Genomic DNA, 13,234 nt, shown 5'->3' on the forward strand with positions numbered 1-13,234 from the left:
GACATCCGCGACAAGTGTTGAGGGGTGGGACTGGAGGTAGGTTGGTACCTCCGTTTCGCCCGGACGGACCGCGTCGAGGCCCTGGTCTCCCTGAAGGGAGCGGCCCAGGTGCGCCACCAGGAGCACATCTTCCCGGACTGGGCCTTTGCGATCGAGGAGTTTGAGGACCACGCCCGGGCGGTCATGAAACGCAAGCAACCCGTGTACGACAAGGAGCCCTGAATGGACCACGCCGCCGTCTTCGCCTGTTCCCACCGCCGTGGCGGCAATTCCGACCACGCCGCCGAGCTGCTGGCCAGGGGGGTGCGCGAGGCGGGCGGCCGGGCCGAGGTGCTCCATGTCCGCGACTTCAAGATCATGCCCTGCCTGGCCTGCGGCTACTGCGATTCCCCGGAGCGGACCGGGCGGGAGCGCTGCGTGCTCGGGACCACGGACCAGGCCTGGGACCTGTTCGCCCACTGTCTGTCCGCCCGGACCATCCTGTTCGCCTCGCCCATCTACTTCTACCACCTGCCCTCGCGGCTGAAGACCTGGATCGACCGGGGCCAGCAGTTCTGGCGGGCGCGACTCGACAACGAGCCGTGGATCGCGGCCCTGCCGGAGCGCACGGCCCACGCGGTGCTGCTGGCGGGCCAGCCCTCGGGCGAGAAGCTCTTTGACGGGTCGCGGCTGACGCTCAAATACTTTACGCAGAATTTCAAGATGGATATGTCCGATCCCCTGGTCTTCCGGGGGGTGGACACGCGCAACGACCTGCGGTCCAAGGCCGAGTTCGAGGCGCGCATCATGGCGCTGGGGGCCACGGCCTGGAAGACCGGGCCGGAACGGGCGGGCTGAGCACGTGTACCGGCCGGTCCTGAACCTTGCCCGACGGCTGGGGTTGCGCGCCGGACGGTGCGCCGTCTGCTCCGCGATCCTGCCGGACGGCGGCTCCCTGTGCCCGGCCTGCGCCCTGGACCTACCCCTGCGCACCGGCGGCCTGTGCCCGGCCTGCGGGGAGATGTCCGGCCGCAAGGAGGACCCGCCCACCCTGTGCCCCGAGTGCCGGGCCGATCCGCCGCCATGGGACGAGCTCTTCTTTTACGGGCCGTACGCCGGGATTCTGCGCAGACTGATCCTCGGCTACAAGTTCCACAACCGATTCGAGCGCAACCGGCTGCTGGCCGAGCTGGCCGTGACCGCCTTCACCGCCCGGCGCGGGCGCGTGCCGGACGCGGTGGTCCCGGTGCCCCTGCACGAGCGTCGGCTGGTCTGGCGAGGCTTCAACCAGAGCCTGGAAATGGCCCGGGGCCTAGCCCGGCGGACGGACCGCCCCCTGCTGGTCCACGGGCTGCGGCGCACGCGCAACACCCCGCCCCAGAGCCGGTTCGGGCTCAAGGAACGGCGGGCCAACATCAAGGGGGCCTTTGCGGCGGACCCGGCCCTGGTCAGGGGCAGGCGGCTGCTGTTGGTGGACGACGTGTACACCACGGGCTCGACCCTGCGCGAATGCGCCCTGACCCTGGAGCGGGCCGGCTGCGCCGGGGTGGACGTCCTGGTCCTGGCCCGGACCGTGCTGGGGTAGCCGGACCGGCAGACACCTGGGCTAGAACTTATACTTCAGGCGCCATACGAATTCCACGGAATCAAACGGCTTTCCCGCCTTGAACTTGTTGTAGTAGTAAACCTTTTTAGTGACCTTGGTGGTCCTGACCTGAAGAGGAACGGTGGCGACCACCTCATTGTCGCTGACCAGGCAGAGCTTCATCCGGGCATCCCTGATCCGGCCCACTCCCTGGAAGAGCGCGTTTCCCTGGATGACGTAGGCGTCGGCGGTCTTGTGCTCCAGGCGATACCTGAACCGCACCGACGTGCCGTCTCTGGATCGCTCATCCCGGGTGCGAATGTCCGGCCCGGTCAACTCGCGGATCGGCACTCTCCTTGCCCTGCACCCGGCCAACAAAGAACGCCCTGCCAGGAGCAAGGCGCTTCGCAATTTACCCATATATACAACCCTATGCTTTTCTTATACCAAACCGGCGGCAGTCTATACGCGTCGGCTCAGCGAGACAAGTCAAAAAGCCAACCATTTGATTTTAAATGATTATGACGTTATGAATGATGAGAACTACGGAACCCGCCTCGCCCCGGGACAGGCTTGCGGTCCCTCTTATAAAGAATGTGTTGTCCGGCTTCGAAAGAAAACGGCAAAAAAAAGCGAAAAAACCGGGATCGGGGCTTGACTTCCACAGGGGGTTGCGGCTAGGTTGCCTCCTCTTACGAATTGGAGGTTCTAACTATGTTCGCTATCATCGAGACCGGCGGGAAACAGTACCGCGTTGAAGAAGGTCTTGAACTCAATGTAGATTTGCTGAAGGCTGATGCCGGCGATTCGCTGAGCATCGATTCCGTTCTCCTGGTCGACAACGACGGCGACACCAAAATCGGTGCTCCCTACGTTGTCGGCGCCAAGGTCGAGTGCGAAGTCATGGGCCATCTCCGCGGCGACAAGATCGTGGTCTTCCACAAGCTGTCCAAGAAGGACGCTCGCAAGACCCAGGGTCACCGTCAGGATTACACCAAACTTAAAGTCAATTCCATCACGGCCTAGCGCCTGGAAGGGAGGATAACATGGCTCATAAGAAAGCTGGTGGTAGCTCCAGAAACGGTCGCGACAGCGCCGGTCAGCGGCGTGGCGTGAAGCGCTTCGGTGGTCAGGAAGTTCTTGCCGGCAATATCCTTGTTCGGCAGCTCGGTACCAAATTTCACCCCGGCGACGGCGTCGGCATGGGCAAGGACTACACCCTGTTCGCCCTGGTCGACGGCGTGGTCAAATTCGAGAAGTTCACCCGCAAGAAGGTCGTCAAGACCCGTGTGAGTGTGACGCCCGCCGAGGCCTAGTTCTCGATTACGCAAGCATAGTTGCCGGGCAGGGAGACTTCATGCTCCCTGCCCGTTTTTTGCGTTGGAGAGGCGACGGCCGAATCGGAAAAAGGTTGAGGGAACGATATGAAATTCGTGGATGAAGCGACCATCAAGGTGGCGTCCGGCAAGGGCGGCAACGGCTGCGCCAGCCTGCGGCGCGAGGCCAACGTCCCCAAGGGCGGCCCGGACGGCGGCGACGGCGGCAAGGGCGGCGACGTGATCTTTCGCGGCTCCGGCCGGTTGATTTCGCTCTACGACTTCCGCCTCAAGCGCCACTACACGGCCAAAAACGGCCAGGGCGGCATGGGCCGCGACCGCTACGGCAAGGCCGCAGACGATCTGATTGTCGACCTGCCCGTGGGCACGCTCATCTACGAGATCATCGAGGAAGAGGACGGGACCGTCCGCGAGGAGTTCATCGCCGACCTGGTGAAGGACGGCACCGAGATCGTCATCTGCAAGGGCGGCGACGGCGGACGCGGCAACCTGCACTTCAAGTCCTCGGTCAACCGCACCCCGCGCTACGCCGAACCCGGTTTTCCGGGCGAGGAGAAGCAGCTCCGCCTCGAGCTCAAGATCCTGGCAGACGTGGGGCTGCTCGGCCTGCCGTCGGCGGGCAAGTCCACCTTCATCTCCAAGGTCTCGGCCGCCCGGCCCAAGATCGCGGCCTACCCGTTCACCACGCTGGTGCCCAACCTCGGGGTCATCGAGAACGATGACTTCAAGCGTATGGTCATCGCCGACATACCCGGCCTGATAGAAGGGGCGAGCGAAGGGCGCGGCCTGGGCATCACCTTCCTCAAGCACGTGGAACGGACCCGTTTCCTGGTCCACATCCTGGCCGCCGAGGACGTCAACCGCGACGACCCGACCGACGGCTACGCCATGCTCAACCAGGAGCTGCGCGAATACAACGCCGAGATCGCCGAGAAGCCGCAGATCCAGGTCATCAACAAAATCGACACCCTGTCCGAGGACGAGCTGGCCGACATGAAGGCCAAGGTCGCGGCTTCCGGGGAAACGGTCTACTTCATCTCCGCCCTGACCGGCGAGGGCGTGGACGAGCTGCTGGACGCCATGTGGCGGCAGCTCGCCCAGCTCGACAGGGAGTAGCCCCCTACCCACGCTCGGCGAAGACCGCCTTGGCCGCGAAGATCGCGTTCAGGGCCGCCGGGAATCCCGCGTATACCGCCACCTGCATGAAGGTCTCGACGATCTCCTCATGCGTCCAGCCCACGTTCAATGCGCCGTGGATGTGCACCTTGAGCTGCGGCTCGCACGCCCCCTTGGCGGCCAAGGCCGAGATGGTGATCAGTTCCCGGTCCTTGAGGGACAGACCCGGCCGGGAGTAGATGTCCCCGAAGCCGAATTCGAGCATGAGCCGCCCGAAATCCGGGGCGATGTCCGCCAACGCCTCCACCACCCTGTCTCCCTGCTCCCCGTCCACGCGGGCGAGCATCTCCAGACCTCGTTCATATCGTTCGTTGTCCATGACAACCTCCTTTTTTTCCACCATGGCCTTGAGGCTGTGACACGTCCAATATCGCTTTTCACGCGCTGTGATATGCTGTAAATATCACTCATGACCGACCGACAGATGCGCTATTTCCTGGCTGTGGCCGAGACCCTGCACTTCCGCCGGGCGGCGGAGCGGCTGCACATGACCCAGCCGCCGCTATCAATGCAGATCGCGGCCTTCGAGGAGGAACTGGGCGTGGCCCTGTTCGCCCGCGACCGGCGGTCCGTGGCCCTGACCGAGGCGGGCGAGAGTCTGCTTGCGGACGTGCGCCGCATCCTGACGGACATGGACGCAGCGCAACGGCGCGCGGTCGATACCGGGCTGGGGCGCGTGGGCCGGTTGCGGGTGGGGTTCATCGGCCCGGCCATCGACGGCCCGCTGGGGCCGGACCTGAAGGCGTTTAGCGAGGGACATCCGGGCATCACCCTGGAATTGTCGGAGAAATCCACGCCCGAACTGGTGGAGCTGGTCCGGGACAAGAGGCTGGACGCGGCCGTGGTCCGGCTGTCCGGGCCGGGACCGGACGGGTTGGAGCACCACGTCTACCACCGCGAGACCTATGTCCTGGCCGTGCCCGCCGGGCACCGACTGGCAGAGAGGACGGCCGTTGAGCCGGAGATGCTCGACGACGAGCCCCTGATCATGTTCCCGCGCTCCCTGAACCCGGTGCTCCACGACCAGTGGACCGCCCTGCTCTCCGGGCCCGGGGCGCGGCTGCGCGTGGCCCAGGAGGTCCTGACCAAACACGCCACCGTGGCCCTGGTGGCGGCTGGCCTGGGCGTTTCGCCCGTGCCCCGCTCCACGGCGGACACCGGACGCAGGGACGTGGCCTTCGTGCCCTTCGCCGCAGCGACGCCCGAGCTGACTTTCCACCTCGTCACCCGGCCCGCCCCCCACGGCCCGGCCCTGACGATCTTCCTCAAGCACCTTTTGGGATTATCCAGCGCCGAAGACGCCTAACCGGGGCGCAGGGGTGCGAATCCCTGCCCGCCGAAGGCGAAATCACCTGATAAACGCCGCGAAGCGGCATCCTCATCTATATTCTGGAATACACTCCGGCCTAATCAAACCCCTTGAACCGGAACGGGCTTTCCTTGGCGCCCAGATTCCCCTGCCCACGCACATCGCGGTACATCTCGTAGACGCCCTCCATGACCAGGTCGAGTTCCGCGCCAAAGCCGCGCAAGGCGGCGTTCGGGTCCGGGTCCGCCACATTGATGCCGCCCTCGTAGACCACATTGACGCCCTCTTCGACATCGTCGCTGTTGACGCCGTTGTCGTCGTTCTGCTTCTGGCGGTCGTAACCGGCCAGGGTCATGAGCGTGTCCGGGCCGTCCTCGTCGGGCTGGAGGAACTCGCGGGTTTCCTGGGATTCCCGGGACACGACCTCGCCGTCTTCAAAAATCTCGGTGGTGTGCGAGGAGCGTTGCAGAATTGCCGGATGGTCGCCGTCTGTCAGCCCGGCAACAGTGCGGAAGTTCAGCCCGTCGTCAACCTTGCGGTGCGGCGCGTTCCGGGCATGATGACTGTCCTGCTTGCGCATGACCATATCGCCGTCCTCGTAGAGTTCGGTGGTCCAGTCCACGTCAAAGGGTTGTCCGAGGCGGCCGTATTCGGCCATGGCCCCGGCCGCGCCGTATTGGCCCTTGGCCGCGGCCCGGCCCAATCCTTCCATGAAAAATTCGGGCGAGGACGAGCTTTCCTGCAACTTGGAGCCCAGCAGTTCGTCCGACTCCTTGGCCTCGGGGGAGCTATACTCCTCGGCGGCGAGTCCCAGGAGATCGAGAATGCCGGGCCGATCCATGAGGCCATACCCGTCAAACTCCTCCAGGTTGAAGGAGCCGTTGCCGTGCTTGACCAGTTCGCCGTCCTTGTACCAGCTGACGTCCACGGTCTGGTACTGCTTGCCGTCCTCTGAGCCGGTCCCGTCCTCCTGGGAGTCGGTAACCGTGGCCTCGCGCAGGAGGTTGCCATCCCGGTCGAACTCCTCGCTGACCACGGACAGCCGGGTATCGTGGAAAAGCTCGCGCGTGGACTGGGCGCCCATGCCATTCACTTCCTCGTCGCTGCGATTGGTTTCCTGGGCGTATTCGCCCGACTGATCTATAATGAGATTCTTGGCAAGCTGCTTGTTGTCGTAAAACTCCTGGATGTCCGCGTGGTAGCTCAGACTGTGGTTCTCATGGGTCAGCTTGAGAAGCAAGGAGTCCGAATCGCCGTCCATCGCATCGGTCATACGCGAAAAATCCTTGCCGGACATGGCGGCGGCGTCCTTGCCGAGATTGCGGGTGCGCAGGAACATCTCGTCGCCCAAGGTGCGCTCGATCTGCCCGTCCTTGTACCAGGTGACCGAGCGGTTCATGACCGCGCCGGACCAGCCGTTCTTGTCCTCCAGCCGGTACATCTCGGCATGGATGGTCTGCGAGACCTTGCCCTGCTCATCGAAGTAGGTGGTGTCGAGCACGGCCCGGCCGTTGACCATGGTCCCGTCCACGGACTTGACCAGCTTGTCTCCGTTGTACTCGCGCACGGTCAGCGTCTCGCCGTCGACGTCGACGACCTCGACGTGGCCGTTCTTGAGGGTGCGCTCGAGATGCTTCTGGCCGAAGAGGGGCCGCCAGGCAGAGTCCGCCGCCTGGGCGGGATCCTGCCCGTCCTTGTTCACCTCTTTTTCAATCTGCTCGGCGGTGAACTTCGACACGGCCTCCTCGCTGATGGAGACCCTGTCTCCTCGCACGGACGGACCCGCCTGCCCGGTGGAATCGTCGCGTGACCGGTTGACGGAATAAGCCAATGAAGTGGAGGCGCTGCTGATGGGATCGACCATGTTGGCTCCTTGTTCCGTGCCGGGCGGGAATCGGCCCGGCTCACCAGCACATATCGACATGTCTTCACACATCTTTATATCAACTTTATATTTTCATTATATTTTTATTTTGAATAATACCAGCGCTCGGGTGGCGGCTCCCTCCGGGCAAGTCCCTGGTTGCAGGCCGGAACCAGTTGGAGTACCGTGCGCCCCATGACGAAATCGCGCATCACCAGAGACACCCTGCTCGACAATGTCCGGCGGGTGGTGGTCAAGGTCGGCTCGGCCGTGCTGGCCACCCGCGACGGCCTGAACGGCGAGGCCATCAACCGGCTGGCCGACCAGTTGGCCGAGCTGTCGGACCGGGGACTGGACGTGGTCCTGGTCTCCTCGGGCGCCGTGGCCGCGGGCAGGCAGCGCATCTTTGAGCGGACCCGCAAAAAGCACCGCAACGGCAAGGACATGGTCTCCAGGCAGGCGGCGTCGGCCGTGGGCCAGGGACGGCTCATGCACGACTACGACGAGGCCTTCGCCCGGCACGGCAAGGTCACGGCCCAGGTCCTGCTGACCCGCAGCGGGCTCAAACTCCGCGACCGCTTCCTGAACGCCCGCAACACCCTGGAACGGCTGCTGGAATGGGGCGTCATCCCGATCATCAACGAGAACGACACCGTGTCCACACGGGAGCTGGAATTCGGGGACAACGACACCCTGGCGGCCATGTGCCTGGGGCTGATCGGCGCGGACCTGTTCGTCAATCTGACCTCGGCCGACGGAGTGTTCGACAAGAACCCGGACGGCAACCCGGATGCCCGGCCCATCCCGCTCATCGAGGACATCGCCGCCCTGGACCTGGAGGGCATGTGCGACGGCAAGACCAACGTGGGCACCGGCGGCATGTACTCCAAGCTGCGCGCGGCCCGGCGGGCGGCCCAGCTGGGCGTGCCCACCCTGATCGCCTCGGGCAAGGGCGCGTTCGACATCCCCTCGGCACTGCAGGGCGGCGATACGGGCACGCTCATCCTGCCCGACGACCGCGTGGTCTCGAGCAAAAAATTCTGGCTGGCCTACCACGACGACCCGTCCGGGACCATTCTGGTGGACGGCGGCGCGGCCAACGCCCTGCTCACCAAAGGGACGTCGCTTTTACCCATCGGCATCACCGGGGTGGAGGGGTGTTTCGAGCGCGGGGCGCTCATCTTCATCAAGACCGCGGACGGGGACGAGCTCGGCGTGGGGCAGACCAATTACTCCGCCGACGAGTTGACCCGCATCAAGGGCAAGCGCACGGACGAGCTGGCGGCCATCGTCGGCCCCACGGTCTCGGATGAGGCCGTCCACCGCGACAACATGCTCCTGGACGCGGCCATCTGATGCGCAGGCTCTACCAGGATCGCAATCTCCAGTACGTTTTCGGCGTGACGCTCATGGCCGTGCTCGGCGTGTCGTCCATCATCCCGGCCCTGCCGGACATCATGAAGGGGCTGCACCTGGGCCCGGTGCAGATCGGGCTGGTCATCTCGGCCTTCACCCTGCCGGGCGTGCTCTTCTCGCCCCTGGTCGGGATCATGGCCGACCGCATGGGCCGCAAGGTGGTCCTGGTGCCGTCGCTGTTCGTGTTCAGCGGTTTCGGCTTCGCCTGCTTCTTCGCCCGGACCATGGACCAGCTTCTGATCCTGCGTTTTTTCCAGGGCGTGGGCGCGGCCCCGCTGGGCGTGCTCTACTCGACCATGATCGGCGACCTGTACCACGGTGCGGAACGCGGCCAGGCCATGGGCTACAACGCCTCGGTCCTGGCCATGGGCACGGCGGGCTACCCGGCCGTGGGCGGCGTCCTGGCCCTGCTGGGCTGGAACTATCCCTTTCTGCTCCCCCTGCTGGCCGTCCCCCTGGGACTGGCCATCCTCCTTTTCATGGACACCCCGGAGCCCAAGAAATCCGGCAGCCTCAAGGAGTATTTCGCGGAAGCTCTCCGACGAATGAAAACACGCGAGGCCATGGCCCTGTTCGCCACCACCCTGCTCACCTTCATTATTCTATACGGCCCGCTGATCACCTATCTGCCGCTGCTGCTCAGCCACCGGTTCTCGGCCTCGCCCGCGACCATCGGGCTGGTCTTCCTGGCCGCCTCGGGCTTTACCGGGCTGGTCTCGTTCCAACTCGGCAGGCTGACCCAACGCTTCGGGCAGCGCACCCTGCTCACGGCGGCGGCCGTGTTCTACGGGCTGTGCATGATCTTCACCCCGCAAGCCCCGACCCTGCTGATGACCATCCCGCCGGTCATCTGCTTCGGCCTGGCCCAGGGGCTGAACATCCCCACGGTCATGACCATGCTGACGACCATCGCCCCCATGGAGCAGCGCGGCGCGTTCATGGCCGCCAACGGACTGCTCCTGCGCCTGGCCCAGACCGTGGCCCCGATGATCATGGGCGGGCTCTACGCCCTGGGCGGCATGGACGCCGTGTTCTGGGGAGGTTTCGTCTGCGCCGGAGCCATCCTGATCCTGGCGCGCTTTTTCATCGTCAACATTAGCCCCGCGCCCTAATAGCCCACCCCGCGCAGACCGATAAGACAGTATGACCGATATCCGTTCCCGCCTGCAACACAGGCTCAATCCTCTGCATGTCTATTGCAGACTCCGCTCCCTGGGCATGGCCCATCGGACCGCCGTCATGGTCTCCAGCTGCTGGGAACGCGCCCTGTACCGGCACATCCTCTCCTGATCCGGCGCCCCGTCCCCGGGGCCGCCCACGCTACGATTCCCGATACCGCCGGATGAAGCCGTCCAGCCGGTCGCGCTGCTTTTCCATGTGCAGAATCCACGCCTCAAGGACCTCGAGCCCCTCGTTGGTGACCGAATAGACCCGCTTGGCCGGGCCGTCGCCCTCGCTGTCCCAGGAGGACACGACCAGCCCCTCCTCGTCCATCTGGCGCAGATGGCGGTAGATCATGCCCGGAGGCGCGTCGCCGCTCAGAAACCCGTAGTCCCCGATGGTCTGGATGAGCTGGTATCCGTAGGAAGGCCCTCCCTTGAGGGCCATGAGCAGGGAAGGCTGTACGTACCGTTGCGGCTTTGCGCCGCCCACTTTTTTCGACATTTGTGAAAAGTCCTTCTTGACTATATGTGCTTAGAGGATATATATGCAGTATAGACAATTATCCATTGAGGCACAACCCAAGGAGGCAGTCATGAAGATTTTCGTACGTGAACGCATGCGTTCCGAAGAAGGGACCAAAAAGCCGAGATTCCGCGTTGTCGGCGTGCAGGGCGGCGATCTGAAGATCTACGCCAAGCGCATCCGCAAGTGCGAGCTCAACGAGCTGGTCAAGCACACCGGGGCCGAAGTCGTCTATCTGGAGCGCGACGGCCAAGGGGCCGAAGGCAAGAAGGAATAGGGCGGCTTTCGATAGCGGGCCATCTGCACATTTTTCCCCGGGGGCTTTCGTCCTCACGTAGAAGGCTACGCTGCGGCGAAAGCCCCCGGGAAGAAAATGCACATCTGACCCACTCTCGAAAGCCTTGCGCAGGCGCGAGAGGACGGCGAAGAAAAAAGAGCCGCTGTCGGGTGCCTGTGCCACCCGAATCGCTCCAGTTTTAGGAAAGAAAGGGCCTCCGACTCATCTCGAGTCGGAGGCCCTTTTTTCGTGTTCGCTCCCCGCGAAGCGGCGACAAGAAGTTTAGGAAAGGATGGGGATGGGGGTCCGGGGGAAGGGGAAGGAAAAGCCCTTTCCAAAGGGTTTTCCTTCTCCTTCCCCCGGCCGCCGGAGGCTAATCCTTGTAAATGATCGTGCCCACGTGTTCGCCGTCCAGGGCGGCGTGCAGGTGTTCGGGGTGCCGCAGGACGTCGATGATCTGGAACGACTTGAGGGTCTTGGCGTTCTTGAGGAAGGTCAGGACCGGGCGCTCGACGATCAGGTCGTCGAGGTCGAGCGCAAGCAGTTCGTCCACGTGGATCTTGTCGTAGAATTTGAGAGCGTCGCGGCTCTTGGCCTTTTTGGGGTCGCTCTCGAACATGCCCTTCTCGTCCTTGAGGAAGATAAGCGAACGCGCGCCGATGTTCTCGGCCAGGAGGAACGCCCCGGAATCAGTCCGGTGGGGCGGGATGGAGCCGTGCTCGGCCGGGTGCTCGAAGAACCCGTAGGGCGGGATGCCGGTGGTGATGGGCAGGTAGCCGAGCTGGCAGTACATGTGCAGCTGCTCCAGGTGCGCGCCGTGGCCGATCATGGCCCCGCCGTGCTTGGCCAGCAGGACCGAGAGCATCTCGGCGTTCTGGGCCGAGACCTTGTCGCCGAGCTTGGACAGGACGCCGGTGGGCATGCCCAGGTCCACGCCGATGGAGTAGACGTGGCGGGCGCGGGTGCCGCCGCCGCACATGAGCAGGATCTTGTGCTTTTCCTTGGCCTTGACCAGTTCATCCAGGATGGGGAACAGCGCCTTGGCGCCCCGGTCCATGATGGACTGGCCGCCGATCTTGAGCACGTTGACGTCCGGCTGCATGCGGAAATATTCGCCCGCCTCGGTGCTCTTGAGCAGGGTGCGGTCCACCAGGGACTCGCCCATGAGCGGGGTGTCGATATGCAGTCTGCCCTTTGCGTCCTTTTCCTTTATCAGCTTGCCCATGCGCGGTGCCCTCCAAGATATGTTTTCGGATTTTCATACATAATACCTGCCGGGGGAAAAATGGCAAGCCGTTTGGAATCACGTCCGTTTGAGCATCATGCCTAGATGGATATCCTGCCCCGGGTGATGATCCAGTTCATGCACAGGCCCACGCCGAAGGCCCAGGCCAGGTTGGAGGCCATGGTGATGCCGAGCATGATCATCATGACGAACAGGCCGGAGCGCGTCTGGATGTCCTGGATGGTCAGGGCGAGCTGCGCCCCGGCGAAGAAGAGGAGCATGCCGAGCACGCCCATGGGCAGGAGGTGCAGGACGTTGATGGCCTGGGAGCCCAGGAGCACGGCCAGGGCCACGAAGAGCACGCCGATGATCACGTTGGAGCCGGCGGTGCGCGCCCCGAAGGTATAGTGCGCCGCCAGGCCGCCCGCCCCGTGGCAGACCGGCATGCCGCCCACCAGGGCGGCGAACACGTTGGCCAGTCCCATGGAGATGCACAGGGCGCGGTCCGTGACCCTGCGGCTCTCGTTGCCAAAATATTCAAAACTCAGGTCCCGGCTGGCGATGACCGCGTTGCCCATGGTCATGGGAATCTGCGGCGCCACAAGGGCGAGCAGCGCGAAACTGAAATCAGGCAGGGCCGGGATGCCGAAAGGCAGGATCTCCGGAAGATGAAACCCGATTTGAACGTCGGCCAACTCCCGCCAGGCCCCGAACAGGGTGCCGAATATTCCGCCTGCGACAACAACCACCAACCCTGCCGGGAAGCGGTTGCTGCGCAACAGCAACAGGGCGACGAGACCGAAGACCACGCCGGAGATGATGGACATGGACACCGGTCCGATGGACTGGATGACCAGAAACGGCTCCGGGACCCCGGTCATGAGCTGGAGCGGATTCTTGCCCACGATGAGGAAGACGCCCTTGGACAGGAGCAGGATGCCGGTGGACAGCTGCACGCCCCGGATGACCGCTTTGGGCACCAGGCGCGCCACCCGGTCGACCAGGCCGGTGGTCCCGAGGAACAGGAGAATCACGGCCAGCAGGATGCCCGAGGCGGTGATCATCTGGGGCGAAAGGGCCAGGCCGATGGCGTAGGCCGAGATGACCTTCATGGGCTGCACCGCGATGGGCACCCGGTAGTAGAACCCGGCCACGAGGTACATGAGCCCCACGGTCAGGAACAGCCCGGTGGCGGACATCCCGTTGATCATGATCATGCCGAAGGCCAGCGGCAGCAGGGTCCCCAGGTCGCCCACGGAGCCCGCCCATTCCATCCTGTTGAAGCTCAATCGCATGTGCTTATCCTCTGGTTATTTTCCCCGGACTTTATGAGGAGTTAACAGACTCGACTCAATGCCCGCAACCGCGATCTGCTGACTT

Annotated in this window: 17 protein-coding genes; 11 read left to right on the plus strand and 6 right to left on the minus strand. The window is 64.1% G+C overall.

The window, feature by feature from the left end; genetic code table 11:
• The first annotated feature begins 24 nt into the window (after positions 1 to 24).
• From ACR42D_RS15150 to ACR42D_RS15160, 3 genes are read left to right on the plus strand one after another with little or no spacing between them, the layout of a single operon-like run.
• Positions 25 to 222 carry a hypothetical protein gene (locus ACR42D_RS15150; protein WP_484567632.1) on the plus strand — a complete coding sequence of 66 codons (198 nt, stop codon included), beginning with the start codon at positions 25 to 27 and terminating at the stop codon, positions 220 to 222.
• Entirely contained in the window at positions 223 to 837 is a 615-nt protein-coding gene (locus ACR42D_RS15155) for a flavodoxin family protein (protein WP_484567633.1), read from the plus strand. It begins immediately after the preceding gene.
• A 4-nt stretch (positions 838 to 841) separates the two neighbouring features.
• Entirely contained in the window at positions 842 to 1,564 is a 723-nt protein-coding gene (locus tag ACR42D_RS15160; protein WP_484567634.1) for a phosphoribosyltransferase family protein, read from the plus strand.
• A 21-nt stretch (positions 1,565 to 1,585) separates the two neighbouring features.
• Here the strand turns inward: ACR42D_RS15160 and ACR42D_RS15165 are convergent, their stop codons facing one another.
• Complete coding sequence (locus ACR42D_RS15165; RefSeq protein WP_484567635.1) at positions 1,586 to 1,846, minus strand: hypothetical protein; 261 nt, start codon at positions 1,844 to 1,846, stop codon at positions 1,586 to 1,588.
• A gap of 432 nt (positions 1,847 to 2,278) precedes the next feature.
• Here ACR42D_RS15165 and rplU point away from each other — a divergent pair, with 432 nt between their 5' ends.
• From rplU to obgE, 3 genes are all read left to right on the plus strand, one after another.
• Positions 2,279 to 2,590: a 50S ribosomal protein L21 gene (rplU, locus tag ACR42D_RS15170; RefSeq protein ID WP_484567636.1), complete on the plus strand. Its 312-nt coding sequence runs from the start codon at positions 2,279 to 2,281 to the stop codon at positions 2,588 to 2,590.
• A gap of 20 nt (positions 2,591 to 2,610) precedes the next feature.
• Positions 2,611 to 2,880, plus strand: a complete 270-nt coding sequence (gene rpmA / locus ACR42D_RS15175) for a 50S ribosomal protein L27 (protein ID WP_428590575.1) — start codon at positions 2,611 to 2,613, stop codon at positions 2,878 to 2,880.
• Between the two features lie 108 nt (positions 2,881 to 2,988).
• Complete coding sequence (gene obgE / locus ACR42D_RS15180) at positions 2,989 to 4,017, plus strand: GTPase ObgE (RefSeq protein WP_484567637.1); 1,029 nt, start codon at positions 2,989 to 2,991, stop codon at positions 4,015 to 4,017.
• Between the two features lie 4 nt (positions 4,018 to 4,021).
• On the opposite strand, the gene ACR42D_RS15185 is transcribed toward obgE, so the two are convergent.
• Positions 4,022 to 4,396, minus strand: a complete 375-nt coding sequence (locus ACR42D_RS15185; RefSeq protein ID WP_484567638.1) for a carboxymuconolactone decarboxylase family protein — start codon at positions 4,394 to 4,396, stop codon at positions 4,022 to 4,024.
• A 90-nt stretch (positions 4,397 to 4,486) separates the two neighbouring features.
• On the opposite strand from ACR42D_RS15185, the gene ACR42D_RS15190 reads away from it, so the two are divergent.
• Complete coding sequence (locus ACR42D_RS15190) at positions 4,487 to 5,383, plus strand: LysR family transcriptional regulator (RefSeq protein ID WP_484567639.1); 897 nt, start codon at positions 4,487 to 4,489, stop codon at positions 5,381 to 5,383.
• A 100-nt stretch (positions 5,384 to 5,483) separates the two neighbouring features.
• Here the strand turns inward: ACR42D_RS15190 and ACR42D_RS15195 are convergent, their stop codons facing one another.
• Positions 5,484 to 7,250: a hypothetical protein gene (locus ACR42D_RS15195; RefSeq protein ID WP_484567640.1), complete on the minus strand. Its 1,767-nt coding sequence runs from the start codon at positions 7,248 to 7,250 to the stop codon at positions 5,484 to 5,486.
• 195 nt (positions 7,251 to 7,445) lie between these two features.
• On the opposite strand from ACR42D_RS15195, the gene proB reads away from it, so the two are divergent.
• The 3 genes from proB to ACR42D_RS15210 are packed head-to-tail and all read left to right on the plus strand — an operon-like array spanning position 7,446 to position 9,956.
• A complete protein-coding gene (gene proB, locus ACR42D_RS15200) occupies positions 7,446 to 8,606 on the plus strand; it encodes a glutamate 5-kinase (protein ID WP_484567641.1) in 1,161 nt (386 codons plus the stop codon).
• Entirely contained in the window at positions 8,606 to 9,778 is a 1,173-nt protein-coding gene (locus tag ACR42D_RS15205; RefSeq protein ID WP_484567642.1) for an MFS transporter, read from the plus strand. Before proB ends, ACR42D_RS15205 begins: the two co-directional genes overlap by 1 nt.
• Before the next feature lie 31 nt (positions 9,779 to 9,809).
• On the plus strand, positions 9,810 to 9,956 hold the full coding sequence (locus ACR42D_RS15210) for a hypothetical protein (protein ID WP_484567643.1): 147 nt from the start codon (positions 9,810 to 9,812) through the stop codon (positions 9,954 to 9,956).
• A gap of 30 nt (positions 9,957 to 9,986) precedes the next feature.
• Here the strand turns inward: ACR42D_RS15210 and ACR42D_RS15215 are convergent, their stop codons facing one another.
• Positions 9,987 to 10,331, minus strand: coding sequence for a helix-turn-helix transcriptional regulator (locus ACR42D_RS15215; protein WP_484567644.1), 345 nt, complete (start codon positions 10,329 to 10,331; stop codon positions 9,987 to 9,989).
• Between the two features lie 91 nt (positions 10,332 to 10,422).
• On the opposite strand from ACR42D_RS15215, the gene ACR42D_RS15220 reads away from it, so the two are divergent.
• Positions 10,423 to 10,629, plus strand: coding sequence for a hypothetical protein (locus ACR42D_RS15220; protein WP_484567645.1), 207 nt, complete (start codon positions 10,423 to 10,425; stop codon positions 10,627 to 10,629).
• Positions 10,630 to 11,002: 373 nt separating this feature from the next.
• Here ACR42D_RS15220 and ACR42D_RS15225 read toward each other — a convergent pair whose 3' ends face one another.
• Positions 11,003 to 11,854, minus strand: coding sequence for an amino acid kinase family protein (locus ACR42D_RS15225; RefSeq protein ID WP_484567646.1), 852 nt, complete (start codon positions 11,852 to 11,854; stop codon positions 11,003 to 11,005).
• 101 nt (positions 11,855 to 11,955) lie between these two features.
• Positions 11,956 to 13,149 (minus strand): putative sulfate/molybdate transporter, encoded by a 1,194-nt coding sequence (locus ACR42D_RS15230; RefSeq protein WP_484567647.1) that lies wholly within the window; start codon positions 13,147 to 13,149, stop codon positions 11,956 to 11,958.
• Positions 13,150 to 13,234: the final 85 nt, after the last annotated feature.

The organism is Pseudodesulfovibrio sp. lm2024 (genome assembly GCF_051175575.1).
Classification (GTDB): Bacteria; Desulfobacterota; Desulfovibrionia; order Desulfovibrionales; family Desulfovibrionaceae; genus Pseudodesulfovibrio; species Pseudodesulfovibrio caledoniensis.